This is a genomic window from Mesorhizobium sp. M7A.F.Ca.MR.245.00.0.0 (assembly GCF_003997415.1).
GTDB lineage: Bacteria > Pseudomonadota > Alphaproteobacteria > Rhizobiales > Rhizobiaceae > Mesorhizobium.
In genome coordinates, this window is sequence record NZ_RZTE01000004.1 from 172,735 (window position 1) to 198,444 (window position 25,710).

Here is a 25,710-nt window from a genome sequence, read left to right on the forward strand (position 1 = left end):
CGTGCAACCCGCCACGCGTACGGCGCCGCCTTGTTGAGGCGGTCCGCGCGCGTAACTGGTTTTGAAGGACCCATTTTGGTTTTTAGCGGTGCGGCCGGCGATCTTCCGCCGGCCGCATATTTCAGCGGAACCTAGTCATAGTATTCCGCCGGAGCTTTCTTGAACTTCTTCCAGGTTTCCATGTCGTGGCCTGGCACGACAATCACTTTTTCTTTCTCGGCGATGCGCCGCAGCCTTCTGACGGAAGCTGCGGCTTCCTGCGCGGACGTCAGCGCGCCAGGAAGGCATTTCTCTTCCCAGTGATCCATCGTGTAAGCGGCGTCGATTGCGAGAAGGATCGAACCGGTGTTGGGCAGCCGTACCATGATGGACTGGTGGCCGGGGGTATGTCCCGGAGACAGGAAAGTCTGCACGCTGCCATCGCCGAAGACATCATACTGGTCCTCGCCCTCCATCACGTCCCAGTTGATGCCATCCTTGGTCAGATCCTTCTTGATATAGCCGCCTTGCATGAACCAGTCGGCGGCGAACGCCCATGCAATCTCCCGCCGCTGCACGAGATGGCGGGCTTTTGGGAAATTGCCGCAGGCGCCGGAGTGATCGAGATGCAAATGCGAATGCAGCACGAACTTGATATCGTCGGGCTTCATTCCGATCTTGCCGAGTTGGTTCACGCAGCCCTCTTCGGGATCCATGATAGGATAGTATTTCTTGGTGGTGTCGCCCCACCAGCCAACCGGATCACGCGCTGCTTCAACCGCTGTGCCGCCGTCGATAACGATATTTCCCTTGGGATGGACGATTAGGTACCAGGGGATTGGGGTGAAGAACTCGTCCTGGCTGTAGCCAAGCTTGATATCGACCTCCTTCTGTCGAATCTGCCCAGTCTGGAACATGTAGAGCCTGATATCCGTGCTCATCTGCTTTCCTCTTCTGTTGAACGGGTGACGTGCGGCGGCGACGCCGTGTGTCGCGACTTGCCGCTCAGGGTGACGGCCAGAAGGTCGTCATATGTCCAGCTCTTTTTCGGTGCCTCCGCGACGCAGTTGCCGTCGTGGATGACCATGATCCGATCGGCGAGCGCGAGCATTTCGTTCAAGGACGACGAAATGAGCAGGACTGCGGCGCCATCGCGGGCAAGTTGCAGTATGATATCGTAGATTTCCTTGATCGCACCGACATCGACGCCGTTGGTCGGCTCCACGATGATATAGACGGTGGCTTTCGCACTCATCCATTTGCCGATGACCAGCTTCTGTTGATTGCCACCGGAGAAGAAGCGCACCTGCGTGGAGGAAGCGCGTGGGCGCACCGCAAGCTGGTCCAGCACGGCTTCTGCATATCTTTTCATGGTGCCGGGCCGGATCATCAAAAAATGTTGCAACGAATGCAGGACCGGCAGGCAGATGTTTTCGGCAGCCGAGAGTGCGGGAAAAAGGGCTTGTTTGCGCCGGTCCTCGGGGATCAGCGCGATGCCTGAACGACGTGCAGTGATCGGGGTGGCCAGATTGACCGCTTTGCCCCCCACCTTTGCCGTGCCGGAATGCCGGCTGATGCCGCCAAGCGCCCGTGCGACATCTTCCATCCCGCCGCCAACGGGACCGGTGAAGCCCAGCACCTCTCCTGCTTGTATCTTGAAGCTGAGGGGCGCCAACTGCGCCGTGCCGAGGCCAGCAACCTCAACCAGGACTTCTGGACGGACGCTATTGCCATCATTGTAGGTCGCAAGCTCAGAGCGGCTGCGGTCCACCATGAGTTCAGTAACGCGGTCTTCGGTGACCTCGCCACGATTAAGGGTTCCGGAAACAAGTCCCCCTCGAAGGATCGTGGCGCGGTCGCAGATCTGCTGGACCTCTCGAAGCCGATGGGAGATGTAAACGATGGCTATCCCCTGCGCTTTGAAGCCATCGACGATCCGAAAAAGAACTTCCGATTCCGCTGCCGAAAGGCGAGCTGTCGGCTCATCAAGAACGATCAGTTTGTAGCGCCGATGGAACAAGGTCGCCAAGGTGACGAGTTGCATCTCGGCTGCGGACAGTGCGCCGGCAAGCCGCCGCACGTCGAGCTCGATGCCCATTTGCGATAGAATCTCCGCAGCTTCGTCATGGATCGCCCGGTCGCTTATACCGATCCTCCCAGGCTCATTGCCGAGAAGGATATTTTGCCCAACCGTGAAGCTGGATACCAGTTCTGCGTCCTGATAGACCGCTCCGAGGCCCAGCCGATGGGCTTCCGGCGGGCTGGAAACCCTGACCGGTGACCCTTCAAGGAAAATCTCACCGGCGCTCGGGGCATAGACACCCGTCAAGATTTTGATGAGGGTCGACTTGCCCGCACCGTTTTCACCAAGCAGGCCGTGCACCTCGCCGCGCAGAAAGCTAAGGCTCACGCCCTTCAACGCTTTGGTGCCGGCGAACTCCTTCTCGAGATTCTTCAGTTCAACCAGTGGTGTCGCGTTCATCGCCGTCACCTCAGATAAACTTGAGATGGACTTCTTCACGGTTGAGAAGCGCATTTGCTCCAACCGCGACGATGAGCACCAGTCCCTGGAAGATGTGGCGGGCGGCAAAGGGGAAGCCGACCATATTCATCCCGGAATCCACCATATACAGGAAAAAGACGCCAACGAGAGTGCCAAACAGATGTGGCTTGCCCTTTCCAAGCACGGTTGCGCCAAGGAACACCGCGGCGAAGGCCTCGAGGAGGTAGCCCTCGCCACCGACCGGTTGCGCCGAGGATGAGATAGCGGTCACGATCACGCCCGCAATCCCCGACATCAATGCCGAAAGCACGAATGCGAGGATGACCCATCGATAAACGTTGATCCCGGAGTAGAACGCCGCCATCGGATTGTCGCCGACCGCCGCGATGTAGTGGCCGATCCGTGTCCGCGCTGCGGCGATGAGGGCTACGATGAACACCGCTACCAGGATGATTACGGGCACGCCGACGATTCCGAGCTTACCCTGGCCGAGATAAAGGAATGCGGTTTCGTCGTAGCTAACAGGGACCTGATAACCGCCCGTGATAAAAACGTTGATCCCATCGAGCACGAACATCACACCAAGCGTGACGACAATGCCCGATAGCCGTCCATAGGTCACCAGAAGCCCGTTCACCACACCGATCAGGCATGCGGCAAGCAGAGCAAACACAATTGCAAGCCAAGGGCCGGTGATAGGGATCAGAAAGGCGACGAGGATTGATGACGTCGTCACTGTGAGACCGATCGAAAGGTCAAAGCTCCCCGCGATCACGACCCAGGTCAATCCCATAGAGACCAACGCACTGACGATCATCGAAAAGAGGATGTTGTTCAAGTTGGAAGCGGTGGCGAAGTAGGGCGAGGCTATGGAAAATCCAACGGCGGCCACGACCAGGACGATGATTGTTCCCCATTGCCTGAGAAACCGCATGACGGCGGGTTCGCGTCTTCCCGCTGGCACTGCGTTGACGGCAGTACCCTTGGCTGTGTTCGCCTTGGCAAGGCTTTCCTGCTCCACATGCGTCACTTTTTAGATTCCAGTCGTTCGTTGATCAGATGCAAGGGTACGGTTCAGTGCCACGCGATTGCCGTCACCAAATGGATTGGGTCCCGGCACCCTTCGGCACGAGTCGCATTCTGCTGAAAGCGGGGCATACGGCGGCAACGCTCTGCTCGCCGTATGCCAGTTCGCGTCTAGCCGCCGTACTGTTTCAGCAGGGCGATTGCCTGCTCGTCCCAGCTTTTGAGTTCGGCGAGAGCCTCGCTCGCCTGATCCGGCGTCTTGGTGATCACGGGGATGCGGTAGACGATATTTGGCACGTCCTCGCCTCGCGCGAGCTTAACCGCGAGTTCGCCGGTCTTGCGGCCGATTTCAGGGAAGGGCGAGTCGCAGCTGAAGACCACCGGCACCTGCTTGGCCGCCCAGGCTTCAAGGAACTGGGTCGACAGGTAGTGATTGAACAGCGGAACGTCGTCCCTGTTCATCTGTTTCAGCGCCTGCGCCGCGCCGAGCGTGAATGGCCACCACCACGAGATGAAGGCCGCAAGCGAACCAGGCTCCGGATGGGCCTGCAAAAGCGACAGCATGTTCTTACGGCCGACCGAAATCTCATCGGTCGTGCCCTGGCCGCCGTCGATGAAGGGCAGCACCTTCATGCGCGGCTCGTAGCGGCACATGAGTTCGAACATGTCCACTTCCATGTCGAACGGCGTGAAATAACCACGCTGTTCCGCGGTCTGGGCGAAGGTGCCCTGGCGGCCGGTATAGTTCTGAACGAAGTAGCCGAGCGTGGTCGCAGTTCCCCAGACATCGTCCATGACGGCCGGTGAATTCTTGACCGGAATGGTGAAGCCGACCGTCTTGATGCCTCTCTTGTGCGCCTCGTCCGCAATATAGGCGGTTTCGGATTCTTGCGAGTAGATCCCCATCACAAGCGCGTCGATCCCGCGGTCGAGCAGCGCCCGCTCGGCGGACTGTTCGCTTGGCTTTGTCGGCTCGCCGCGAATCGTGACGACCTCGCCTCCGGCATCGAGCACCGCCTTGACGATCTGCCAGCAGCCACGGCGCCACGGCTGATTGAACGGCCCGTAGGTCAGCGGGACGCCAATGCGCACCTTCTTGCCGGCAGCGGGCGGCGTTATTTCCTCGGCGCTGGCAAGTATCGATGTGCTTGCAAGCGCCGCGCCGCCGATCAGACCGCCCACACTCTTCAGAAGAGTCCGGCGATTGAAATCGGTGTATTCGGTGGCCTCTTGTGCAAGCCGGCGTAACCGTTGCGGATCATCAAAAATATTCATGCGCTTCCTCCCGTTTCTCTATCCGTTCTTGCGAAGACCCGACCGGTCACCTCAGCGACTGAGCGTTCTCACGCTTCGGACCGTTGCCGACACGACATCCCAGCGTTCGCGCACCAGCAAGGCGTTGGTACCGCATGCCGCAGTTGCCAATGAACCATATTGCCAGGTTGCCTGACAAGTTAAATCTGCTACTCTGACAAAAGAAAATTCGCGGCAGCGTGGGTACAACAGAGCCACAACGGCTTAGATGTACCGTCCGAAAGCGACGATGGTTGGAGCACCGTATGGTTTATGATGAAAAGGTTAGACGAGGACCTTCACTTGCCGATTCCGTAGCCTCGAGGATCAGGAGTGACATCACTTCGGGCGCACACACCAAGGGCGACAAGCTGCCAACGGAGCACGAGCTATCGGAAAAATATGGTGTGAGCCGGCCGATCGTCAGGGAAGCAATCGGCATCCTCAAACGCGATGGACTCGTTGCAACCCGGCAGGGTCTAGGGGCGTTCGTAATCGAGACGAAGGAGATGGCGTTTCGATTGGCCGGTGTTGATCTGACCGATGCATTGGATGTTGAAAACATCATCGAGCTTCTGATGGCGGTGGAATCGGCTGCAACAGCTTTGGCTGCCGAACGGCGCTCAGCAAAGCAGCTTGCGGCGATTGAAATGCAATTGCATGCCATCCAGCGGGCGTTCGACAACGATGAAGCCGGCGTTGAGGAGGATATGGCCTTTCACAGAGAGATCGTCGATGCCTGCGGCAATCCGCATTTCAAGGAAATGTCCAATTTCCTGGAATCGCATGTACGGAATTTTATCCGAAAGGCTCGCGCCAGCTCGCTGCGAAATGCCCTACTCTCCCAAGTTCAGGAAGAGCATATCGCCATATTCAACGCTATCGCGGAGGGGAATCCACAAGAGGCTCGCAAAGCTGCGGAAAAGCACCTTCGAGGAGCTGCAAATCGACTGTCCTTGCATCTGGGACTGAAGTGAGCCCGTTCGCCTAAAGTGCGCTCCCCAGTGAGATCAGGGTGTGAACGTCCTGCACGGCGCGACGGCAATCTCTGCATGGTCCATGAAGGTTGCTACATTGGCGCCCGCTGAGGAACAGCTAAAGCTCCTCAGGGGGCAAACCTCGTCACGCCCCCGCAGATCAGAAGATCGAATTGGTGATCGCCTTGACCGGTCCAAGCAGCACCGATCCGTCCGGCACGCCGGCGTCGATCGGAATCGCCTGTCGGTTGGCCGTCGCCACCATGGGTTGGCTGGCGTCGCTGGTCACGACGACCGGAGTCTTCGAGGGCACGCGATCATAGAGGTCGATAATGTCCTGGTTCATCAGACGCACGCAGCCTGACGACACCGACTTGCCGATCGACCGCCACTCCGGCGAGCCGTGCAGACGATAGAGCGTGTCGACATTGCCCTGGAACAGATAGAGCGCGCGTGCGCCGAGCGGGTTCTTCAGGCCGCCGGGCATGCCGCCATTGTCGGCGCTATAGGGCTTCAATTCCGGCTGACGGGCGATCATTTCATCCGGCGGCGTCCACTTCGGCCATTTCTGCTTCCACTGAACGACGGCGTCGCCGGACCATTCGAAGCCGGCACGGCCAAGGCCGACACCGTAGCGTATCGCCTGACCGCCTGGACGAACCAGATAAAGGAAGTGGCCGGTGGTATCGACGACTATGGTTCCCGGCTTCTGTCCCGTCGGGTCGGGAACGATCTGACGCAGGAACTGCGGATCGATCTTGTCGACGGGGATGGCCGGCAAATCGAAGCCGCCGTCGCTGACTGCTGCGTACATCGTCACATAATCAGCCAGAGGCGGCTCGACATAGGTTGGTGGCGGCGGCGCGACCGGACCCGGCCCGGTGGTGGCGCATGCGGAAACCGCGATCGAAGCGGCGCCCAGGGCTGCGGCGTTGAGAAAGCCGCGACGGCTCAGGCGAAAAGATTCGATTTCGGTTATGGACATGGTTGCCTTCTTTAAGTCTCAAATCGCAACAAAGCGTGAATTCGCCGACAGTTGCGCGGGTGCCTGACAACACCTGGGGCGATAGGCGGTTCCGATTCTGGCCCGAACGTGGGCAAACAAAGGCGAAGCTGTGACCAGGCTGCTACTGTGGCGCCAGAGACACAGGTCTCCTAGTTGCCGGGCACAAGGGCTTCGAGTGACGGCAGGATAAGGGCCGGCGGGAAGTCCCGGTATTCTTCGGGCTGATTGGCACGGTTGATCCACACCGTGCGAAAGCCGAATTTGGTGGCGCCTGCAATGTCCCAGCGATTGGACGACTGGAAGGAAACCGCGCCGGGGTAGAGGCGCCAGCCGGTGGCGACCATATCGTAGACCGCCGGGTCGGTCTTGAAGCGCCGCACCCTATCGACGGAATAGATGTCATCCAGAACCTGGTCGAGCGCGGCGGATTTGACCGCCGCCTGCAGCATTTCGGGCGAGCCGTTGGACAGGATCGCCAGCCTCGCTCCCGAAGCCTTGAGCGCCTTGAGCACGGCCGGCACTTCCGGATAGCAATCCAGCCGCCAGTAGGCATCCAGCAATATCGCCTTGAGACCGGGGTCAGCCGAGGGAACTTTGCGCAAGGCGAAATCGAGCGCCTGTTCGGTCAGTTGCCAGAAATCGGCATAGGCGCCCATCAGCGTGCGCACCCAGGAATATTCGAGCTGCTTGGCGCGCCAGATCTCGGACAACAATTGGCCGTCCGGCCCGATCCGGTCGGCATGACGACGCACGGCGGCATGCACGTCGAACAGCGTGCCATAGGCGTCGAAGACATAGGCGGCGTATTGCATGACAACAGTTTTGAGGGCAGGTGCGACAAGGTGCAAGCTTTGATTGCATTGCGCCCCGGCACTGGCCTCAACAAAACTCCATGATGCCGGTTGACGGCGCCCGCCAAAGCATCTTCCAATGGCCGTCACACGAGACCGATTGAGGCGGGACCACACGATGACACTGGCGGCTGCGGCGCAATCCGCGACATGGACTTTCGTCGATGGTGATTGGCACGAGGGCAACGTCGCCATTCTGGGGCCGCGCAGCCACGCCATGTGGCTCGGCACCAGCGTGTTCGACGGTGGCCGCTGGTTCGAAGGCGTGGCGCCGGATCTCGACCTCCATGCCGCCAGGGTGAATTCTTCGGCGATCGCACTCGGCCTGAAGCCGAACATGAGCGCCGACAAGATCGTCGGGCTGACATGGGACGGGTTGAAGAAGTTCGACGGCAAGACGGCGGTCTATATCAGGCCGATGTACTGGGCCGAGCATGGCGGCTATATGGGCGTCCCGGCCGATCCGGCGTCTACCCGCTTTTGCCTTTGCCTCTATGAATCGCCGATGATTCCGGCGACTGGCTTTTCGGTGACCGTGTCGCCGTTCCGGCGTCCGACCATCGAAACCATGCCGACCAACGCCAAGGCCGGCTGCCTTTACCCCAACAACGGTCGGGCCATTCTCGAAGCCAAGATGCGCGGCTTCGACAACGCAATGGTGCTCGACATGCTGGGCAACGTTGCCGAGACCGGGACCTCGAACATCTTCCTGGTCAAGGACGGTCATGTCTTTACACCGGCGCCGAACGGCACCTTCCTGTCCGGCATCACCCGCTCGCGCACGATAACGCTGCTTGGCGAGTATGGGTTCAAGACCACGGAAAAGACGCTGTCGGTGCGCGATTTCCTCGAAGCGGACGAAATTTTTTCGACCGGGAACCATTCCAAGGTCGTGCCGGTCACGCGTATCGAGGATCGCAATCTGCAACCCGGGCCGGTGGCCAAAAAGGCGCGCGAACTCTATTGGGATTGGGCGCATTCGACTTCCGCTGCTTGAGCGGATAAAAAGGCGACCGACGCTTCATCCGGAGTTGTCCCAATCCATTCCAGACCTATCTTACTCCGGTATCGACACCGGATTTTTCCACGAGGGAGTACTATCCATGGCCTTTGAATTGCCCGCTCTGCCTTACGACTATGAGGCCTTGCAGCCTTACATGTCGAAAGAGACGCTGGAATATCACCACGACAAGCACCACAAGGCGTATGTCGATAACGGAAACAAGCTCGCCGCCGAGGCAGGCTTGGGTGATCTGTCGGTCGAAGAGGTGGTCAAGCAGTCGTTCGGCAAGAATGCCGGCCTCTTCAACAATGCCGCCCAGCACTACAACCATATCCATTTCTGGAAGTGGATGAAGAAAGGCGGCGGCGGCAACAAGCTGCCGGGCGCCTTGCAGAAGGCAGTTGATAGCGATCTCGGTGGCTATGACAAGTTCAAGGCCGACTTCATTGCCGCCGGCACGACCCAGTTCGGTTCCGGCTGGGCCTGGGTTTCCGTCAAGGATGGCAAGCTGGCGATCTCGAAGACGCCGAACGGCGAGAACCCGCTCGTCCATGGCGCGTCGCCGATCCTCGGGGTCGATGTCTGGGAGCATTCCTATTACATCGACTATCGCAACGCCCGGCCGAAATATCTCGAGGCGTTCGTCGACAGCCTGATCAACTGGGACCATGTCCTTGAATTGTACGAAAAGGCGAAGTGATCGATTTCCAGGAAGCCCCGGTATCACCCGGGGCTTTTCTTTTTCAGTGTCCCATAAAAAGCAAAGATCTGGCAAAAGTCGTCCGGGGAGGGAATTTTCCTCCTACGGCATCCGTTAACGTCCTGTCCCGAAATGCCTTCATCATGGAGCCAATTGAATGAGAAAGCTTGTTATCGCCATCTCTATGCTCGCACTCGCGGCCTCGGCGGCTTTTGCCGACCCGGTCCTCGACCGGCAGGCACTGATGAAGGAACGTGGAAAGATCGTCGGCGGCCTGTCGAAAGTTGTCAAGGGCGAGGAGCCCTTTGATGCCGCGGCTGTGCTGACGCAACTTCAGGCGTTGCAGGCGAATGCGGAAAAATTTGATGCCGATGCGCTGTTTCCGGCCGGCAGCGACACCGGCGACACCACGGCCTCGCCGAAGATCTGGCAAGACATGGCTGGCTTCAACGCAGCCGAGGACAAATATCTCGCAGACGTGAAGGCCGCAGTCGCTGCGGCTCCCGCCGATGCCGGCGCGCTGAAGGCGCAAGTCGGCGCTATCGGCTCGGATTGCGGCACCTGCCATCAAGGCTACAGAATCAAGAAGGGCTGATCACCAGCCATGGCATGGCTGAAGAAACTTGTCGGCGCCGTCGTCATTCTGGGCGGCGTCGGCGCGGTTGCCGGGTGGGTCCTGTCGGCGCCGGTGAGGCTCGACAGGGAAACCCTGGCCAAGCTCGGTCCTGGCGACGCAGCCAGGGGCAAGCGCATCTTTTATGCCGGCGGTTGCACATCCTGCCATGCAAAGCCGGGCTCACAGGGCGACGCCCGGCTTCAACTCGTGGGTGGCCTTGAACTCAAGACGCCGTTCGGAACCTTCGTGCCGCCCAACATTTCGCAAGATCCCAGGGACGGTATCGGCGCATGGTCTGTCGAGGACCTCGCCAATGCCATGCTGAAGGGCGTGTCGCCTTCTGGTGAGCATTTCTATCCGGCGTTTCCCTATGCATCCTACGCGCGCATGAATCCGGCTGACATTGGCGATCTCTATGCCTTCTTGAAGACGTTGCCGGCCGTCGCCGGCAAGGCAGCGGGCAATTCGCTCGATTTCCCCTTCAATGTCCGCCGCGGCATCGGCCTGTGGAAATTGCTCTATCTCAGCGACCAGCCGGTTGTTGCCTTCCCCGAAGGCACGCCTGATCCGGTGATGGCAGGCCGCTACCTGGTCGAGGGTCCGGGCCATTGCGGCGAATGCCACACGCCGCGCGATCTTGCGGGCGGCACGAAGAAGAACGAGTGGATGGCGGGCGCCGTGGCCGCCGAAGGCAATGGCGTCGTGCCGAACATCACATCGGGCGAGGGCGGTCTCGCCGAATGGTCGGAGGCCGATATCGCCAACTATCTCGAAACCGGCTTCACGCCCGATTTCGATTCGGTCGGCGGGGCCATGGTCGATGTCCAACGGAACATGGCCGAACTGACGCCACAGGACCGTGCGGCCATCGCCGCCTATCTGAAGGCGATACCGGCGCATCCAAACGGCTATCCGGCCCGCAAGAAGACGGCAAACTAGACCGAGTCTTCAGACAGGTGGCGGTCGCCGAGAAAATCGAAACCCGTCTCGAAGAAATGGTTGTAGTTGCAGGTCAGCTCTTCGCCAGGCGCGATGTCGTGCAGCGCAAAGCTCTCCTCCGGTGAGGAGACGTCGCAGTTCGGCTCGTCGGCATGGTTCATGTAGCGCGCGTCGTCGGCTTCGAAGACGATGTAGTTCGGATCGCGGCGGTCGGGATAGGAGTAGCGATCGAGATAGCTCTTCACCGGACCGGCCGCACGTTCATAAGTCTCGACCTCGATGAGCCGATCGAACCTTGGGTCCAGCTTCCAGATCAGAGTGCCGCGAGGAATGTGGTTCTTGGCAAAGACGCCGATTCCCTGGATAGGCGATTTGTCGAGATAGACGTCGACGAGCAGCATAATGGACCTTTACGCGATTGGAGGCTGTCGGGCCGGGAAAAACCGCGCACTGGGTAGCGCGCGGTCATCGCAATTGCGAGTGAAAATGAGCAACGGGAACCTAAAAAGCCCTGATCACGCAGCCTCTTCGGAAGGCGCGTCGATCATCGTCTGGAGTCAGCGTTGCTGCAGCGCCAGACGGACGCCCAAAGCGCAGTAGATGCCGCCGACAACTTTGCCCTGCCATCGTAACACCGACGGATTTCGGCGCAGGAACGTGCCGAGCCGGCCAGCGCTCACGGCAAAGACGACCGTGCTGAAAAGGCCCAGTACGACGAAGATGGCCCCCAACACGGTCATCTGAAGCATCACCGTCCCGTTTTCAGGCCGCACGAACTGAGGCAGGAAGGCAAGGAAGAACAGAGCGGTCTTGGGGTTGAGCACTTCGGTCAGGACAGCCTGTCGAAACGCCTTCCCGGCAGAGATCGCAAGCGCGCCGGCAGCCGGGCCGCCTGGTGTTTTCTCCATGATCGCGCGAATGCCGAGATAAACCAGGTAGGCCGCGCCGATGTACTTTATGACGCTGAACAGCGTCGCCGATGCGGCGATGATCGCCGATATGCCGATCATGGCCATGACGGTGTGAAAGATGTCGCCGACAGCGATCCCGGCGCCGGTCGCGATGCCAACCTTGGTTCCGGAACTCGTTGCCCGCGCTATGGTAAGGAGCGTGGCCGGGCCGGGGATGAAGACGAAGCCGAGCACAACCGCGACATAAGCAATCAGTGTAGCGAGATCGATCATCGGTCGATTTCTCCCGTAGGCTGCGCCTTACCCATCACCTTCAGCGCGAAGGAATAGGTGTAGGCGATCTCCTCCAGCCGCGAAAACCGGCCGGAGGCACCGGCATGGCCGGAATCCATGTTGATCTTGAACAGGACCGGATTGTCCCCGCTCTTGCGGTCGCGCAGCCGGGCCACCCATTTGGCCGGTTCCCAATAGGTGACGCGCGGATCGGTGAGACCGGCCAGCGCCAGGATCGGCGGATAGTCGTGATCAGCGACATTGTCATAGGGCGAGTAGGCGGCAATGGTCCGGTAATCGTCGGCGGACGCGATCGGGTTGCCCCATTCGGGCCATTCCGGCGGCGTCAGCGGCAGGGTCGCATCGAGCATGGTGGTGAGCACATCGACGAAGGGAACCTCTGCGACGATGCCGCCAAAACAATCCGGCGCCATGTTGGCGACGGCACCCATCAGCATGCCGCCGGCCGAACCGCCCTGGGCGACGATACGGTCATGCGCCGTGTAACGCTCCGTCACCAGATGGCGCGTGACGGCGATGAAATCGGTGAACGTGTTCATCTTGTTCTCCCGCTTGCCGTCATCGTACCAGCCATAGCCCTTGTCCTTGCCGCCGCGAACGTGAGCGATGGCGAAGACGAAGCCACGGTCGACCAGCGAGAACCAGTTGGTGTTGAAGGCGGCGGGCACGGTGATGCCATAGGAGCCGTAGCCGTAAAGCAGGCAAGGTGCGGATCCGTCCAGCGGCGTGTCGCGATGGTGCAAAAGCGAGATCGGCACCAGTTCGCCATCGCTGGCCGGCGCCATCAGCCGCCGCGTGACATAGTGGTCCGCATCATGGCCGGACGGCACTTCCTGGGTCTTCAGCAATACCCGCTCGCGGGTGCGCATATTGTAGTCGAACACCTGCGCCGGCGTCGTCATCGACGAGTAGGAAAAGCGCATGATCTCGGTGTCGTACTCATAGGAACCCGACAGGCCGAGCGAGAAGGCCTCCTCGTCGAGGGACAGAAGATGCTCCTCGCCGCTGATCCGGTCGCGCACCACAATGCGCGGCAGGCCTTCCTTGCGTTCGAGCCGGACCATGTGGTCCCTGAAGCCGATCACCGACAGGATCAGCCGGCCGGGCTCGTGCGGCACCAGTTCCTGCCAGTTGGCGCGCACGGGATCGCCCGCTGGTGCCGTCATGATCTTGAAGTCCTTGGCGCCGTCGGCATTGGTCAGGATGAAGAAGATATCGCCGCCTTCTTCCAACTCGTACTGAAGGCCAATCTCGCGCGGCGACACCAGTTTCGGTTCGGCAAACGGATCGTCGGCGCGCATCAGGCGGTATTCCGAGGTCTCGTGATCGTTGATGCCGATCATGATCCACTCGTTGCTGCGGGTGCCGTCGACGTTCATGAAGAAGCCGGGATCGGTTTCCTCATAGATCAGCCGGTCGCTTTGCGGGCTGTCGCCAAGCGCATGGAACAGCACCTTCGACGGGCGGTGGTTGGGATCGAGACGTGTATAGAAGAAGCCGTCATTGCCGGCGTTCCAGACACCTGAACCGCCGGTGTCGGGGATCTGGTCCGCAAGCTCCTTGCCGTCAGCAAGGTCACGCACGCGAAGCGTGTAGAATTCGGAGCCCTTGTCGTCGAATGCCCACAGCAGCCTTGCGTGGTCGGCCGAATGGTCGACGCCGCCAAGACGGAAATAGGCCTTGCCCGCGGCCTCCGCGTCACCATCGAGCAGGATATGCTCGGCACCGCCGTCGCGCGGCATACGGAAATAGCGCGGCTGCTCGCCACCAAGCTTGAAGGACGAGCCATAGGCATAGGGTCCGTCCTTCATCGGCACGGAAGAATCGTCTTCCTTGATACGGCCCTTCATCTCCTTGAAAAGCTGCTTCTGCAGTTCGACCGTGTCGGCCATCAGCTTTGACTGGTAGGCATTCTCCGCCTCGAGTTCTGCGCGGATCCCGGTATCGAGCAATGACGGGTCGCGAAACATCTCCTGCCAGTTGCCGGCCCGCAGCCAGGCATAGTCGTCGGTTCGCGTGATGCCGTGATGCGTGTCGGAAACCGGCCGCTTCTCGGGCGTAGGCGGGCTGACGATCGGAAATATGGATGTCTTGGTCATTGCGTCTCGCTTCGCAGTATCTTCAATGGGCCAGTATCTTGAATAGGCCAGTATCTTGAATGGACCATCTCAAATGGAGAAATATCTTGAACGGCGAATGAACACGCCGCTCAGGGCAGGTTCAAGAGCCACAGCGTATGGGTTGTGTCGGCTCCAGGAGATGAGTCGGGAGGAGAGATGATGACTATTTGGCCTCGGACTGCTGCGGCTTTCGCCGTTGCTTCACTAACTCTGGCCTTTGCCGGCCAGTCTCATGCGACCGTATTCGCGGCTTGGCAAGTGGCCAATGTGCCGTTCGGCGACACGCTCAATGTGCGCAAATACCCTTCGGGCGCGTCCCAGAAGCAGGCGGCATATCCGAACGGGACCGTTCTGCAGATGACCGGGCGATGCACCGGCGGAATAAACCTGCTCGACACCGCCAACCAGCCGGCATGGAAGCAGGAACAAAAGATTCGTTTTCGCTGGTGCGAAGTCTGGCATGATCCGGCCCAGAACGGCAAATTCGTCACCGGCTGGGCGTATGGCAAATACATCACGCCGCATTGATTGATCCGGCAGCAATCAGCCGATCCGCCGGATGACAGGCATGTCGCCTGATTGCTTGCGTATGACCGCGGCAACCTGTGGTTTTGTGGACGAATGCGAACAACCAATATTGCCCGGCGATAGCCAAGCAAAATCAAACATTAAAACCCATTTCGTGAGATGCCGCGAATGTAACGGTGAGCTGACGTTGCGTCAGCCGTTGCCGGCGAGCGCGCGAAATATCGATAAATTACACAATGCACGAAAGATTGAAGCTGATCGCGGAATAATTGATCAATATCGTTCAATATAGCGTAAGGGCCGAATTGACTTACTTTGTCTGGGCGCTCATTGATGTGCCCGCGACACGAATCGCAGAAACTCTACCTGCACAAAATTCGTGCGATGCCCTGCTTGTAAAAAAGGGCGCAGATCGATGTAACTCTTGTTGGGGCCCGAAGACCATGGATATTGTCGAAACACCTTCCAGAAACAGCGATGCGCTGATCGAATTGACCGCCGATGTGGTGGCCGCCTATGTCAGTAACAATCCCGTGCCGGTCGGCGAATTGCCGAACCTGATATCCGATGTCCATGCTGCGCTCGGGCGTGTGGGCGGAACCGCCGAACAGCCGCCTGCCGACAAGCAGAAGCCGGCGGTCAACCCGAAGCGGTCGGTTCATGACGACTACATCGTCTGCCTTGAAGACGGCAAGAAGTTCAAGTCGCTGAAGCGCCATTTGATGACCCACTATGACCTGACGCCGGATCAGTATCGCGAAAAGTGGAACCTTGACCCGACCTATCCGATGGTTGCACCCAACTATGCAGCTGCCCGGTCACAGCTTGCCAAGAAGATGGGCCTCGGCCGCAAGCGCAAAGCGCGGTAATCGCTGCCAGAGCAATTCAAGGAAAAGTGTGAAACGGTTTTCCCGGGAAAGCGCATAGAGCTTTACCTTGGGAATTGCGTCAAAATAAGCCAGATCGGATCGACATCAACGGCGCCTTCGGGCGCCGTTTGATTTTTGCGCCGCGAGGCGCGGATCGGGTATGAAGGTGTCAGGCGGTCTGCTTGAGCGCTGCCTCGGCGTCGCGCTTGATGCGCTTGACCATCGAGCGAAGGCCGTTGGCGCGCTGCGGCGACAGATGTTCGTCGAGGCCGAGTTCTTTCAATGTCGCTTCCGCATCGGTCTTCTGGATTTCGCTGGCGGTCCTGCCGGAAAACAGCGCCAGCATGATCGCGACCAGCCCACGCACGATATGAGCATCCGAATCGCCGGTGAAGGTGATGACTGGGTCGGCTCCAGCCCCGCGTTCGGTGGTCAGCCAGACCTGGCTGACGCATCCCGGCACCTTGTTGGCGGCGCTGCGCTGCTCGTCGGGAAATGGCGGCAGCGCCTCGCCGAGTTCGATGACGTAGCGATAGCGGTCTTCCCATTCCTCGAGGAATGAAAAATCGTCGCGGATCGTCTGGATCGTGGTGATCATAATGCCGGATATAGTCACGCGGCGGCGCCGCGTCACGGAAAAAACAAGGACACCGCGGGCGTCGAGAGGGCAGACAGCCCGCGGTGCGCCGTCGAAACGGCTTAATTCTGAGGCGGCAGGTTGACGGTCTCGGGCAAGACGATTTCTTCGGGCAGGCCGCCGGTCATCGTCGACGTGTCGGGGCCGGCGGCGGACTTGTCGTCCATCATCGCTGCCGCGATCTTGGCGGTCTCCTTGGCGCGGGCGGTGATGGTGTGCATTGCCGACTTGCCAGTCTCGCAGACATCGGGCTTGCGTTCGCAAATGCCGGCGATATCGCCAACCGCTTCGCGTGCCGCAAACAAGGCCTGGATCGGCCCGACGCTTTCGCGGCCCGATTCATCGGGGCCGACAGCCAGCGGCAGCGCCAGCAGCACCAGCGAAAACCAGAAAGCCATTCTTATGAGGAAGACCATGCCCTTGCCCTCTCGTCGTGACCGGATCATGCATCCATATGGCATGACCTCTTTTGTAGGCAGGATCTTGGCACACAGGCGCAAAGGACGGCTTGCGGGCAAAGAGAGAATTTTCCTCAAATTTTAGGCAAATTCGAAACGAAGCGTTCTGCGATCCATTTGTCTCAATTGCCAGTGATTTTCCTTAACAACAAATAACCATACATACCCATGATTTTCCTGTATTTTTCTTGGAATGTGGAAGTCCGGGTGCCGTGCGCGCCTGTCCGATAGGTGCCGTCGCCGGATAACTCTCCGTTTACTATGGCTGCATTTGCCCGTGCTTTCGGCGGCCGGCATCCCGATATTTGCCGCAGGCCAGGGCCTTGGTCGGCCCTGCCTTATCCATTCCTTAAACGCTGGATGCGAGTTTCAAAGCCAACCAGAACCATCTGCAAAGCAGAGCTGTCCACGACAAGTGCGAGTGCGTTGAGTTGAGTTCAATCAAGGCCAGATACGTTGAATTGCCTGGCGCGATTTCCGCCGGTTGCGAACGTATGGTCCATCCGTCCATCCTTGGGCGGAGCGACCGCGAGCGCCAGCGCCGTTTCATCGGCGTCATGCTCGCCGCTCCTTTCTTTGCCGCCGGCGCCGCGGTCACCCTGGTCACTTCAGGCATGGGCGTTGCCGTCACCATGGCCGCCATCTTCGCCGCCTTTGGCCTGTGCTGGTTCGTCGCCTTGCTGGTGGCGGCGACCGGCAAGATGGCGATGGCGAGTGGGCTCGCCCTGATGCTGGCCGGCATTTCTCTCGGCAGTCTCATTGCCGCCGCGGGCGGGCTGAGTTCGCCTGTCGCCATGCTTGTCCTGGCGCTGCCTTTCGAAGCCTGGTGGATCGGCGGCTCGCGACGTGCAGCACTGTGGGGAGCCGTGTCGGCCGCTGTCGCCATCCTGGCTCAGCCTTTGGCTGGAACCGTATTTCCGTTCGCAGGAGCGCAGATCGCGGCGTGGCACTGGCTGGTGCCGTTGGCGTGGGCGCTTACGCTGATGCCGCGTGCATTGGCGTTTCAAAACACGGCCGACGCGGCTGTGGTCGACACTGCCGACCGGCTCGAAGAAATCATCGATGCGGTGGTCTTGCGGGTCGCCCGCCATGGCGAGGTCCTGGACGCGTCGCCGAAAGCGCGCACGCTTTTGAAACTGCCGCCCGAACTGCTGTCTGGAAACGGCCTCTTCGATCGCGTCCATCTGTCGGATCGCGTTTCCTATCTCAGCGCAATGGCCGACATGCGCGACGGTGCGCTGTCGCGCCGGCTCGAATTGCGCATCCGCCTGCCTCAGAACGGCAATAGCCTGACGGCCGACAATTACCGGCCGTTCTCGCTTGATCTGGTGCGTGGTGAGGAACAGGGTGACATCTTTACGCTCGTCCTGCGCGAGAATGACGAGATCGCCCGGTTGCGCGAGGATCTCGCGGCAGCCAATGAGGCGGCCGCGTCCGCCGAAGTGGCGAAGGGGCGCTTCCTGGCGGTGGTCAGCCACGAACTGCGCACGCCGTTGAATGCCATCATCGGCTTCTCGGATATGCTGCTGCATGAGATGTTCGGCGGCTTCAAGGATCCGCGCCAGAAGGAATATGTCGGCCTGGTGAGGGATTCGGGCCAGCATCTGCTCGCCGTCGTAACCTCGATACTCGACGTGTCCAGGATTGAATCGGGCGTTTATGCGACCGAGCCGGAGCCGTTCCGGTTCGCGGAAGCGGTCGACATGTGCCAGTCGATGATGCAGCTGCAGGCGCAGGCCAAGAACATCGATCTGCGGGCGCAGATCGCGCCGGACGCCGGCGACATCAATGCCGACCAGCGCGCCGTGCAGCAGATGCTGATCAACCTGGTCTCCAATGCGATCAAGTTCACCCCGGACGGCGGCGACGTCGTCGTCGGTGCCAAGCGGATCGGTTCGCGCCTGCATTTCTGGGTCAGGGATACCGGCATCGGCATCGCAGAGGAGGATTTCGCCAATCTCGGCAAGCCCTTCATGCAGATCCAGAACGACTATACCCGCCGTTTCGAGGGGACTGGTCTTGGCCTTTCACTGGTCAAGGGCCTGGTGGCGCTGCACGAAGGCACGATGTCCATCGAAAGCATGCCGGGCGAGGGCACCACGGTGACCATCAGCTTGCCGGTGAACGGACCGAAGGGACATCAGGCGGAGAAGGCCGGCGTGCTGACCATGCCTATGGCGATGGCGAAAGGGGACAGAAATGGCTCGCTCCGCAAAACAGGCTAAGGCGGTCAAGCGCCGCAGCAACGCCTTTCAGGACGGCGCTGTCGCCGTCGGCGGCATGATCTCGCGCAACCCTGTCCTGGTGGGCGGCTCGACGGCATTCCTGGTGACGCTGTTCTACGTCTCTGCGAATGCCTTGTGGTACCAGCCTTTCCCGCATGCCGGCGCATTCTTCGCGACCCGCAGCATTGCGGGCTTTCCGCACGCGGCGCCCGACGAGCCGGAAACGACGTTCAACATCGTGCGGCCATCCGGCGCGCCGGCACCGATCAAGGGCGATCCGGTTGTCGAGCAGGTGCAAGGCATATTGAAGGATCTTGATTTCTATTCGGGAACGGTCGACGGCATTTCCGGACCCAACACCCGCAAGGCCATCCAGGACTATCAGCAGAAGGTCGGGCTCAACGCGTCCGGCGAGATCGACGCGCTTCTGCTCGATCAACTGGGCGCGACGCCGAAAACCGCTTCCGTCGTACCCAGGCCGCAGCCGCGCCCGGATATGCCGGCCGCCGTTCCGGTGTCTTTGCAGACAGGTTCAGGACAGACAAATTCCGGGCAGGCGGATGCCGAGACGCAAGCGCCCGATGCCCGCATCGTCAAGATCCAGGCCGGGCTCAAGGCGTTCGGCAATGACGACATGCAGCTGGATGGTGTCGTCGGCGCGCGCACCAAGGCGGCGATTAAGGAATTCCAGTCGCTGTTCGGGCTGCCGCAGACCGGCGAGCCCGATGAGATCGTCTACGTCAAGATGCGCGAGATCGGCCTGACCAACTGACGGCTGAAACGACGGCTCGCCCAGCGGCGGAAATATCGATAGAGAACCGGCAGTTTCGGGAGCTCTCTCATGCGCGTCACATCGGATCTGTGGGTCTCGGCCCTGTTGCGCCGGGTTTTCGGCGCCGGGGGATTTGCCGCCGTGGTCAAGCGCGGCGCGACCGAGGCCGGCGCTGTGTTCGTGCTGGCGCGGGGCAGGCTGGGTGAGGTTGCCCTGTTCGGGCCGGCGCCGCAGACAAGCTATGATTCGGCCAAGCCCGACGACCGGTTTTTCACTCAGCTCGGAACCGGCGAGGATGCCACAGTGCTCGACGCCAGGCTGGAAAGGGAGAAAAAATTCGATCCCGATGTCTGGGTGGTCGAGATCGAGGCCGGCACCGTGCCCGTCGAGGAGCTTATTTCCGTGAAGACGCCCTGAGGCCGGACGAAGCCGCCGCATCGTCGCTGTTCGAGGCGGTGCGTGTATCGCCGTTGGCAGGTGCTGCGCCGCGAACCACCCTTGAAAGGGCTTCCGCCCGCCACGACCGCATCTTGTCCTGGGCCGCTTCACGATGCAGCAGCCGGTAACGGTCGAGGAAGGTGCGGATAGCCTGCGGATGCGGGAACTGGTTGGGATAGACGGCAACCGTGATCAGGAAGGCCCTGTCTTCGCTGAGGTCGAGCGAGCGCAAGGCGGCAAGCAGCGAGGCATAATTCTGGTTGGCGGTGAGCGATCGCGCGATCTCGAAATCGATATCGAGTGCATCGGCGAGCGCGGTCTGGAAGAACGCGGCGTTTCCCGTCAGCGCTGTCTCGCGCAATTTCACATAGATGTCGGCGCCCTTGAAAGGATCGGCGTTCGTCGCTGCCGCCTCGTCGCCCGTGCGCATCATCGAGCGCAGCCTGCGCCGTGCATTCTCAGCCGCGATGCCGAGTGCCTGTTCCCGGGCGGGCTCGTCAGAGGCGGTTTCCGTGCTCGCTGGCGCGATCTTGTCTGCCGCGGCGGCGTTCGCATCCGGCTGCGGCGCACGCACCAGGGTTGGCCTCTCAAGGGCCCTGATCAGATCAGCAATGGTCGGGTTCAAGCCCTTGCGGCGGGCGATGGCACGCGCATGCGGCAGGCCATGTCGCCCGATCAGCGCGATGAGATCGATGTCGCTGACGGCGCGTGAGCGGATGAGCAGCGGCGCGGCAATGTCGACCGGTTCCTCGCAAAGACGGCGCACCAGGGCGGCGGGGGCGTATTCGCATTCGGAAAGGGCGGCTGCCACGTAACGGCGAGATTCGACGGACACGTCATTGAACAGCGGCAGCGTCAGGTCTTCGAGTTGACCGATCTCGCGGCGTGAAGGGCGAGTGAGCGAGCAGAATGCCGACACCGCGGCGCGGAACAGCCTTTCGGCCTTTCCCGAGTCTTTTCGCACCGCGATTTGCCTGAAGTCCGAAGATGACACGAAGGATACGCCCGTACTCGACACAACCTTGACGACGCTCGACCGGGACCGTGCCGGTTCCGAGAGTGCCAAGAACAAAGTTCAAGTTAGCGACGATCCGTTAGCGTTCCGTTAACCCTCTGCCGGCCTTAATGACATTTGGAGGCGTTGCGTTGTGCTCCGGGGAAACCGAGAGGAATGCGCGAACCATGGGCATGGTACTGTCTTTCGTGCCGCGTACGGCACCAAACACCAGAGTAAAGCAAACCGCCGAAATGCCGGCGGCAGTGATCATCTTTCCCGGCATTCGTTACGAGCGGCCGCATGCCGGCGAAGTGCGGCCGATCGATCCCGACAAGCCGGGCTCGCCAGGAACAAAACCGGTCCCGCACCACTGAGTTTCGGCGGCCACGGACCTTTGGTCCGGGGTCATGTCTAGTGCATGTCGCCCAAAAGTGACCTCGGTTTTGGGAGAACGACATGCATAAAAACAAAGATCCAAAGCGGGTCGTCTGAATCCGTTCAGACGCGACACGCTCTAGAAGTCCTGCAACTCGCAGGAACTCTGTTCGAAGAAGCGCGACACGATCGGCTTCCAGCTGCTGTCGGGCACGAAGGCGCGGATGACGAAGATGCCTTCCTCGATCGGCGCTTCGACGAAGATCGCTCCTTGAAGATCCTCGGGAAGATCCTTGCGCACGTCGATCATCTGCGCCGGCGTCAGCACGACGGCATCCAGAACGCCGCCGGTCGCTGTGTGGTCGTTGAAGGAATAGATGTTGTGGCCGCTGCGGTCATAGACCGACACCGACCAGAACGGGACATGCCCAGGTGCCTTGACGCGGACCATGCCTTCGCCCAGATCGAACCGGCAGGCCGTCGCGTAAAACAGCGGGTCGACGGATTTCACCACGGGCGCGCCACCGGCCTCGGCATCGAGCCGCGTCATCTTGTAGAGATCCGACGCCATGGACAGCCGCGACCAGGCATCGCGTTCGGAAAACTCGGGCACCAGCAGCAGCACGGCGATGTGCACGATGCCGGCGCCGAGCAGACCGAGCAGGACGGCATGCAGAAGTCCGCGCATCGCAGCGTAAAAACTACGCATTGCAGCCGACCTTGACGATATGCGGCAGCGAGACGTCCGACAGGCCGGTGCTGCTGGCGATTGGCGTGTCGTAGAAGGTCAGCACGAAATACATCCTGCCGAAGCCGTCTGTCAGCAGCCAATTGCCCGGCATCGGGTGATGGCCGGCTGAAATGATCACCGAATTGTCGGGCTGGCGCACCACCCCGTAGGATTGCAGCGCCGCCAGCCGGGGTTTGCCGGTTTCGACCACGCCGAGCGACTGGTCGGCGGCATAAAGCGTCCAGAACCGTGCCGTCGGAAAATCACCCTCGATTGTGTAGGTGCATTCGCGCTTGAGCTCGGCGCCGGCCGCGTCTCGCTCGGCGACGAAGGACAGCCCCTCGGCGCGGCCGAGCGCAAGCACACCCTCGCGCGCCACTCGGGCCTTGGAATAGGGATCGGCGGCCGGTGTGCCGATATCGGGAAAGGCCGTCCATTGGCCGATCCTGATGGCGCCGACGCCATCCTGGATTTTCAGCGCATACCAGACGCTGCCGCCACCGCCGACGATGGCTATGGCAAGCGAAAGCAGCGTCAGGAAGGCAGTTTTGAGCATGAGGGGCCGGGAACACGAAGAGTTGCCGCTCGGGGATATCGCGGCGTGGGGCCTTGTGGCAAGCGGGCCGACGTAGAATTGCAGACGGCTCTCCCTCCTCCCCTTGCGGGAGAAGGTGGCCGAGCGAAGCTCGGTCGGATGAGGGGTGTTCCAGCTTGGCAATGGCGGTGATCCGGCCATCACCCCTCAACTGTCTCGGCGCCAATCACAGCGCCGATAGCGTCTCCGGCAGTTGCGGCGTACTGAGGACGGGCGCCGAATGGAACAGCGTGGTCATGTCCCGCAGCGTCTGGGTCGTGCGGCTGGACAGCACCGGCGGCCGTTCGGCGGCTGCATCGGCCGCCGCCTGATCGTCGCTCTTCTTCTGTGCTTCCTCGGCCTTGGCGGCGATCTCCTCATCGACGAAGGGCTTGTCGATGCCAGGGATCGGCTTGAGGTCGATGTTCTGGTGCGCGTAGACCATCAGTCGCTGCCACACCATCGCCGGCAGTGAGCCACCGGTCATGTTCTTGGTCGGCGTGAAGTCGTCATTGCCCATCCATACCGCCGCCGTGTAGTTGCCGGTGAAGCCGACAAACCAGGCGTCGCGGTAGGACTGCGTGGTGCCTGTCTTGCCGGCGACGACGATGTTGGGAAGTTGGGCTCGCCGCGCCGTACCCATCACCGGCACTGCGGCCAGCATGGTGTTCATCGATTTGAGCGCCTGCTCGGACAGCACCCGGTGTGGCGGCGGCGCGTCCTTGGCGAAATCATAGACCACCTCGCCGGTGCGGGTGACGAGTTGGCTGATGCCGTGCCGGGATCCGACGAAGCCGTTGTCGGCGAACACGCTGTAGCCCGTCGCCTGGTCCATCACCGTCATGCTCGAGGTGCCGAGCACCATCGTCTTATGTGCTTCGATCGGCGATTCCACGCCCATCGCCTCGGCCATGGCCTTGATCGGGCCGATGCCGAGATGATCCTTGGCCAGCCGCACCGGCACGGTGTTGATCGACTTGGCCATTGCCATGATCAACGTGACGTTGCCGGCCGATCCGCCGTTGTAATTGTGCGGCGACCAGCTGCCCCAGCTGATCGGGCCGCCGGAAATGATGGAGTTGGGGGTGAAGCCGTGTTCCATCGCGGTTGCGTAGACATAGGGCTTGAATGACGAGCCGGTCTGGCGCAGCGCCTTGGTGGCGCGGTTGAACTGGCTGGCACCATAGTCGCGGCCGCCGACGATGGCGCGCACGGCGCCATTGGTCTCGATGACGACGACGGCACCTTCGGTGACGTTGTACTCCTTGCCGAACTGGCGCAGGTGGAACTCCACCGATTCTTCCGCCGCCTTCTGGATGTTGGCGTCAAAGGTGGTGTGGGCGAGAAGCGAGTGCTGGCCAGGTTTGGCGATCTTCTTGACCTCGTCGAATGCCCAGTCGAGGTAATAGTCAGGGCTTTTCTGTTCGCCGCGGTCGACGACATCGGCCGGATGCAGCCTGGCCTGCAGGACCTGGCCTTCGGTCATGAAGCCGGCATCGACAAGGTTGGACAGCACCACATTGGCGCGCGCACGCGCCGCCGGCAGGTTGATGTGCGGCGCATATTTGGTCGGCGCCTTGAACAGGCCGGCCAGCATCGCCGCCTCGGCCAGGTTCAGGTCCTTGACGCTCTTGCCGAAATAGAAGTCGGCGGCAGCCTCGATGCCGAACGTGCCGCCGCCCATATAGGCGCGGTCGAGATAGAGCTGCAGGATCTCCTTCTTCGACAGATTGGCCTCGAGCCACAGCGACAGGAAGGCTTCCTTGATCTTGCGCTCCAGCGTGCGCTCATTGGTGAGGAACAGGTTCTTGGCCAACTGCTGGGTGATGCTCGATCCGCCCTGGACGACGGAGTTCGCCCGCACATTCTCGAAGATCGCGCGCGACAGGCCGAGCACATCGATGCCGTAGTGATCGAAGAAGCGACGGTCCTCGGTGGCAAGCACCGCCTTGATGACGTGATCGGGCATCTCGTCGACCGGCACGGAATCGCGCTGGATGATGCCGCGCTGGCCGATCTCGTTGCCATAGCGGTCAAGGAAGGTGACGGCGAAGTCGCCCTGGGCGCGCCAGTCGCCAGCCGTGTCCTGGAAAGCCGGAATGGCCAGCGCCAGCATCACCACGATGCCGACGGCGCCGAGCGTGAAACCTTCGCTCAACAGTTCGATGATGCCACGGCGCCAGCCGTTGACGCGGAAGCGCCGCGAGAAGATCGTCGCTGATTCCCAGAACTGGCGCGCCTTGAAGCCGATCTCATAGAGCGAGGAATCGATCCACGCATCGAGCGCCAGCAGCCGGGCGGCGATCGGACCTCTTCTCTTGCGCGGTTCGGGACTGGCCATTCGGAATCCGGCTAGCAATTGCACGACCTGAGAACCGCAAACCGGCAATTTCAGGGCGATGCATTCCGGGAGACTATTCCTCCATTTTTCCAGCACTCACAAGGGCGGCGAAGACACAGTATTGGGTTTGTTGCTGATGGGCCGGCCCAAGAATACAGCCCGGCGCCAACAGCATGTGCCCGCGCCTCCAGCGGAGGCGTGAGCTTTTTCACTGCAGCACGGCGCGCCTCATGCGGCTCGCAAGCTTTCTTTCGGACGCAAATTCTGGTTCATGCGGAACAGGTTCAGCGGGTCGTAGCGCTGCTTGATTTCCAGAAGCCGTCGATGATTGCCACCATAGGCCGCTTCGACCCGGTCAACCTCGTCCTCCGGCATGAAGTTCACGTAGGCGGTGCCGGCGGCATAAGGTTTGGCCGCCTCGTAGATTGAACGAGCCCAGTCGGTGCAAGCCTTGTCCATCGTGGGTTCGCGCCAGCGGGCGTGAACGTTCATGACGAAATGCGAACTGCGCTGTGGGAACGCCGTTGCGTCCGCCTTGACGCGACCTG

27 protein-coding genes are annotated in these 25,710 nt (G+C 60.8%); 11 read left to right on the forward strand and 16 right to left on the reverse strand.

Features of this window, described 5'->3' with window-relative positions; all coding sequences use genetic code 11:
• Window positions 1–131: 131 nt before the first annotated feature.
• The 4 genes from attM to EOB80_RS07315 form a co-directional block, all read right to left on the reverse strand.
• Entirely contained in the window at window positions 132–920 is a 789-nt protein-coding gene (gene attM / locus EOB80_RS07300) for an N-acyl homoserine lactonase AttM (RefSeq protein ID WP_127327182.1), read from the reverse strand.
• Window positions 917–2,515, reverse strand: coding sequence for a sugar ABC transporter ATP-binding protein (locus tag EOB80_RS07305; RefSeq protein WP_245466275.1), 1,599 nt, complete (start codon window positions 2,513–2,515; stop codon window positions 917–919). Before EOB80_RS07305 ends, attM begins: the two co-directional genes overlap by 4 nt.
• The gene (locus tag EOB80_RS07310; RefSeq protein WP_245466276.1) at window positions 2,472–3,512 is read right to left on the reverse strand and encodes an ABC transporter permease; all 1,041 of its coding nucleotides are present in this window, start codon (window positions 3,510–3,512) and stop codon (window positions 2,472–2,474) included. The genes EOB80_RS07305 and EOB80_RS07310 overlap by 44 nt, the downstream gene beginning before the upstream one ends.
• Before the next feature lie 167 nt (window positions 3,513–3,679).
• Window positions 3,680–4,783, reverse strand: coding sequence for a substrate-binding domain-containing protein (locus EOB80_RS07315; RefSeq protein WP_127269964.1), 1,104 nt, complete (start codon window positions 4,781–4,783; stop codon window positions 3,680–3,682).
• Between the two features lie 284 nt (window positions 4,784–5,067).
• Between EOB80_RS07315 and EOB80_RS07320 the strand changes: the two genes are divergently transcribed.
• A complete protein-coding gene (locus EOB80_RS07320) occupies window positions 5,068–5,778 on the forward strand; it encodes a FadR/GntR family transcriptional regulator (RefSeq protein ID WP_127327184.1) in 711 nt (236 codons plus the stop codon).
• 160 nt (window positions 5,779–5,938) lie between these two features.
• On the opposite strand, the gene EOB80_RS07325 is transcribed toward EOB80_RS07320, so the two are convergent.
• Together EOB80_RS07325 and EOB80_RS07330 are read right to left on the reverse strand one after the other, a co-directional pair.
• Window positions 5,939–6,763 carry a L,D-transpeptidase gene (locus EOB80_RS07325; protein WP_127327185.1) on the reverse strand — a complete coding sequence of 275 codons (825 nt, stop codon included), beginning with the start codon at window positions 6,761–6,763 and terminating at the stop codon, window positions 5,939–5,941.
• A 170-nt stretch (window positions 6,764–6,933) separates the two neighbouring features.
• Window positions 6,934–7,596, reverse strand: coding sequence for a haloacid dehalogenase type II (locus EOB80_RS07330; protein WP_127327186.1), 663 nt, complete (start codon window positions 7,594–7,596; stop codon window positions 6,934–6,936).
• 157 nt (window positions 7,597–7,753) lie between these two features.
• On the opposite strand from EOB80_RS07330, the gene EOB80_RS07335 reads away from it, so the two are divergent.
• The 4 genes from EOB80_RS07335 (at window position 7,754) to EOB80_RS07350 (ending at window position 10,893) form a co-directional block, all read left to right on the forward strand.
• A complete protein-coding gene (locus tag EOB80_RS07335; RefSeq protein ID WP_127269956.1) occupies window positions 7,754–8,632 on the forward strand; it encodes a branched-chain amino acid aminotransferase in 879 nt (292 codons plus the stop codon).
• Between the two features lie 106 nt (window positions 8,633–8,738).
• Window positions 8,739–9,338 carry a superoxide dismutase gene (locus EOB80_RS07340; RefSeq protein WP_013532667.1) on the forward strand — a complete coding sequence of 200 codons (600 nt, stop codon included), beginning with the start codon at window positions 8,739–8,741 and terminating at the stop codon, window positions 9,336–9,338.
• A 157-nt stretch (window positions 9,339–9,495) separates the two neighbouring features.
• Window positions 9,496–9,933, forward strand: a complete 438-nt coding sequence (locus EOB80_RS07345) for a cytochrome c (protein WP_127327187.1) — start codon at window positions 9,496–9,498, stop codon at window positions 9,931–9,933.
• 9 nt (window positions 9,934–9,942) lie between these two features.
• Window positions 9,943–10,893, forward strand: coding sequence for a cytochrome c (locus tag EOB80_RS07350; protein ID WP_127327188.1), 951 nt, complete (start codon window positions 9,943–9,945; stop codon window positions 10,891–10,893).
• On the opposite strand, the gene EOB80_RS07355 is transcribed toward EOB80_RS07350, so the two are convergent.
• The 3 genes from EOB80_RS07355 to EOB80_RS07365 form a co-directional block, all read right to left on the reverse strand.
• Entirely contained in the window at window positions 10,890–11,294 is a 405-nt protein-coding gene (locus EOB80_RS07355) for an SET domain-containing protein-lysine N-methyltransferase (protein ID WP_127269950.1), read from the reverse strand. The genes EOB80_RS07350 and EOB80_RS07355 overlap by 4 nt on opposite strands.
• Window positions 11,295–11,450: 156 nt before the next feature.
• Window positions 11,451–12,077, reverse strand: coding sequence for a LysE family translocator (locus EOB80_RS07360; protein ID WP_127269948.1), 627 nt, complete (start codon window positions 12,075–12,077; stop codon window positions 11,451–11,453).
• Window positions 12,074–14,197 carry a S9 family peptidase gene (locus EOB80_RS07365; RefSeq protein WP_127327189.1) on the reverse strand — a complete coding sequence of 708 codons (2,124 nt, stop codon included), beginning with the start codon at window positions 14,195–14,197 and terminating at the stop codon, window positions 12,074–12,076. The genes EOB80_RS07360 and EOB80_RS07365 overlap by 4 nt, the downstream gene beginning before the upstream one ends.
• Before the next feature lie 180 nt (window positions 14,198–14,377).
• Here EOB80_RS07365 and EOB80_RS07370 point away from each other — a divergent pair, with 180 nt between their 5' ends.
• Both EOB80_RS07370 and EOB80_RS07375 read left to right on the forward strand, forming a co-directional pair.
• A complete protein-coding gene (locus EOB80_RS07370) occupies window positions 14,378–14,746 on the forward strand; it encodes an SH3 domain-containing protein (RefSeq protein ID WP_127327190.1) in 369 nt (122 codons plus the stop codon).
• A gap of 443 nt (window positions 14,747–15,189) precedes the next feature.
• On the forward strand, window positions 15,190–15,615 hold the full coding sequence (locus EOB80_RS07375; RefSeq protein ID WP_013532660.1) for a MucR family transcriptional regulator: 426 nt from the start codon (window positions 15,190–15,192) through the stop codon (window positions 15,613–15,615).
• Between the two features lie 169 nt (window positions 15,616–15,784).
• Here the strand turns inward: EOB80_RS07375 and EOB80_RS07380 are convergent, their stop codons facing one another.
• Together EOB80_RS07380 and EOB80_RS07385 are read right to left on the reverse strand one after the other, a co-directional pair.
• Window positions 15,785–16,213 carry a SufE family protein gene (locus EOB80_RS07380; RefSeq protein ID WP_127327261.1) on the reverse strand — a complete coding sequence of 143 codons (429 nt, stop codon included), beginning with the start codon at window positions 16,211–16,213 and terminating at the stop codon, window positions 15,785–15,787.
• Window positions 16,214–16,314: 101 nt separating this feature from the next.
• Window positions 16,315–16,668, reverse strand: a complete 354-nt coding sequence (locus EOB80_RS07385) for a DUF5330 domain-containing protein (RefSeq protein ID WP_127327262.1) — start codon at window positions 16,666–16,668, stop codon at window positions 16,315–16,317.
• 536 nt (window positions 16,669–17,204) lie between these two features.
• On the opposite strand from EOB80_RS07385, the gene EOB80_RS07390 reads away from it, so the two are divergent.
• The 3 genes from EOB80_RS07390 to EOB80_RS07400 all read left to right on the forward strand — a co-directional run bounded on the left by EOB80_RS07390 (window position 17,205) and on the right by EOB80_RS07400 (window position 20,124).
• Window positions 17,205–18,935 (forward strand): PAS domain-containing sensor histidine kinase, encoded by a 1,731-nt coding sequence (locus tag EOB80_RS07390; RefSeq protein ID WP_127327191.1) that lies wholly within the window; start codon window positions 17,205–17,207, stop codon window positions 18,933–18,935.
• Entirely contained in the window at window positions 18,910–19,707 is a 798-nt protein-coding gene (locus EOB80_RS07395) for a peptidoglycan-binding protein (RefSeq protein ID WP_127268164.1), read from the forward strand. Before EOB80_RS07390 ends, EOB80_RS07395 begins: the two co-directional genes overlap by 26 nt.
• A 69-nt stretch (window positions 19,708–19,776) precedes the next feature.
• A complete protein-coding gene (locus EOB80_RS07400; RefSeq protein WP_127327192.1) occupies window positions 19,777–20,124 on the forward strand; it encodes a DUF1491 family protein in 348 nt (115 codons plus the stop codon).
• Here the strand turns inward: EOB80_RS07400 and EOB80_RS07405 are convergent.
• Complete coding sequence (locus tag EOB80_RS07405; protein ID WP_127327193.1) at window positions 20,102–21,139, reverse strand: hypothetical protein; 1,038 nt, start codon at window positions 21,137–21,139, stop codon at window positions 20,102–20,104. The two genes, EOB80_RS07400 and EOB80_RS07405, sit on opposite strands and share 23 nt — an antisense overlap.
• A gap of 188 nt (window positions 21,140–21,327) precedes the next feature.
• Here EOB80_RS07405 and EOB80_RS07410 point away from each other — a divergent pair, with 188 nt between their 5' ends.
• Window positions 21,328–21,516: a hypothetical protein gene (locus EOB80_RS07410; RefSeq protein ID WP_127321658.1), complete on the forward strand. Its 189-nt coding sequence runs from the start codon at window positions 21,328–21,330 to the stop codon at window positions 21,514–21,516.
• Between the two features lie 140 nt (window positions 21,517–21,656).
• Here EOB80_RS07410 and EOB80_RS07415 read toward each other — a convergent pair whose 3' ends face one another.
• From EOB80_RS07415 to EOB80_RS35090, 4 genes are all read right to left on the reverse strand, one after another.
• On the reverse strand, window positions 21,657–22,226 hold the full coding sequence (locus EOB80_RS07415) for a DUF1254 domain-containing protein (protein ID WP_127271883.1): 570 nt from the start codon (window positions 22,224–22,226) through the stop codon (window positions 21,657–21,659).
• Window positions 22,219–22,803 (reverse strand): DUF1214 domain-containing protein, encoded by a 585-nt coding sequence (locus EOB80_RS07420; protein ID WP_127321659.1) that lies wholly within the window; start codon window positions 22,801–22,803, stop codon window positions 22,219–22,221. The genes EOB80_RS07415 and EOB80_RS07420 overlap by 8 nt, the downstream gene beginning before the upstream one ends.
• A 205-nt stretch (window positions 22,804–23,008) precedes the next feature.
• Window positions 23,009–25,162, reverse strand: coding sequence for a penicillin-binding protein 1A (locus EOB80_RS07425; protein WP_127327194.1), 2,154 nt, complete (start codon window positions 25,160–25,162; stop codon window positions 23,009–23,011).
• A gap of 228 nt (window positions 25,163–25,390) precedes the next feature.
• A partial coding sequence (locus EOB80_RS35090) for a BBE domain-containing protein (RefSeq protein WP_245466277.1) occupies window positions 25,391–25,710 on the reverse strand: 320 nt, incomplete at its 5' end.

Coding starts and splice junctions, on each gene's coding strand:
- EOB80_RS07425 (WP_127327194.1), bottom strand. CDS start 25,162: ATGGCCAGTCCCGAACCGCGCAAGAGAAGAGGTCCGATCGCCGCCCGG.
- EOB80_RS07330 (WP_127327186.1), bottom strand. CDS start 7,596: ATGCAATACGCCGCCTATGTCTTCGACGCCTATGGCACGCTGTTCGAC.
- attM (WP_127327182.1), bottom strand. CDS start 920: ATGAGCACGGATATCAGGCTCTACATGTTCCAGACTGGGCAGATTCGA.
- EOB80_RS07370 (WP_127327190.1), top strand. CDS start 14,378: ATGACTATTTGGCCTCGGACTGCTGCGGCTTTCGCCGTTGCTTCACTA.
- EOB80_RS07420 (WP_127321659.1), bottom strand. CDS start 22,803: ATGCTCAAAACTGCCTTCCTGACGCTGCTTTCGCTTGCCATAGCCATC.
- EOB80_RS07395 (WP_127268164.1), top strand. CDS start 18,910: ATGGCTCGCTCCGCAAAACAGGCTAAGGCGGTCAAGCGCCGCAGCAAC.
- EOB80_RS07315 (WP_127269964.1), bottom strand. CDS start 4,783: ATGAATATTTTTGATGATCCGCAACGGTTACGCCGGCTTGCACAAGAG.
- EOB80_RS07335 (WP_127269956.1), top strand. CDS start 7,754: ATGACACTGGCGGCTGCGGCGCAATCCGCGACATGGACTTTCGTCGAT.
- EOB80_RS07350 (WP_127327188.1), top strand. CDS start 9,943: ATGGCATGGCTGAAGAAACTTGTCGGCGCCGTCGTCATTCTGGGCGGC.
- EOB80_RS07415 (WP_127271883.1), bottom strand. CDS start 22,226: ATGCGTAGTTTTTACGCTGCGATGCGCGGACTTCTGCATGCCGTCCTG.
- EOB80_RS07345 (WP_127327187.1), top strand. CDS start 9,496: ATGAGAAAGCTTGTTATCGCCATCTCTATGCTCGCACTCGCGGCCTCG.
- EOB80_RS07390 (WP_127327191.1), top strand. CDS start 17,205: ATGGTCCATCCGTCCATCCTTGGGCGGAGCGACCGCGAGCGCCAGCGC.
- EOB80_RS07360 (WP_127269948.1), bottom strand. CDS start 12,077: ATGATCGATCTCGCTACACTGATTGCTTATGTCGCGGTTGTGCTCGGC.
- EOB80_RS07340 (WP_013532667.1), top strand. CDS start 8,739: ATGGCCTTTGAATTGCCCGCTCTGCCTTACGACTATGAGGCCTTGCAG.
- EOB80_RS07365 (WP_127327189.1), bottom strand. CDS start 14,197: ATGACCAAGACATCCATATTTCCGATCGTCAGCCCGCCTACGCCCGAG.
- EOB80_RS07380 (WP_127327261.1), bottom strand. CDS start 16,213: ATGATCACCACGATCCAGACGATCCGCGACGATTTTTCATTCCTCGAG.
- EOB80_RS07325 (WP_127327185.1), bottom strand. CDS start 6,763: ATGTCCATAACCGAAATCGAATCTTTTCGCCTGAGCCGTCGCGGCTTT.
- EOB80_RS07320 (WP_127327184.1), top strand. CDS start 5,068: ATGGTTTATGATGAAAAGGTTAGACGAGGACCTTCACTTGCCGATTCC.
- EOB80_RS07355 (WP_127269950.1), bottom strand. CDS start 11,294: ATGCTGCTCGTCGACGTCTATCTCGACAAATCGCCTATCCAGGGAATC.
- EOB80_RS07375 (WP_013532660.1), top strand. CDS start 15,190: ATGGATATTGTCGAAACACCTTCCAGAAACAGCGATGCGCTGATCGAA.
- EOB80_RS07410 (WP_127321658.1), top strand. CDS start 21,328: ATGGGCATGGTACTGTCTTTCGTGCCGCGTACGGCACCAAACACCAGA.
- EOB80_RS07305 (WP_245466275.1), bottom strand. CDS start 2,515: ATGCGCTTCTCAACCGTGAAGAAGTCCATCTCAAGTTTATCTGAGGTG.
- EOB80_RS07385 (WP_127327262.1), bottom strand. CDS start 16,668: ATGGTCTTCCTCATAAGAATGGCTTTCTGGTTTTCGCTGGTGCTGCTG.
- EOB80_RS07400 (WP_127327192.1), top strand. CDS start 19,777: ATGCGCGTCACATCGGATCTGTGGGTCTCGGCCCTGTTGCGCCGGGTT.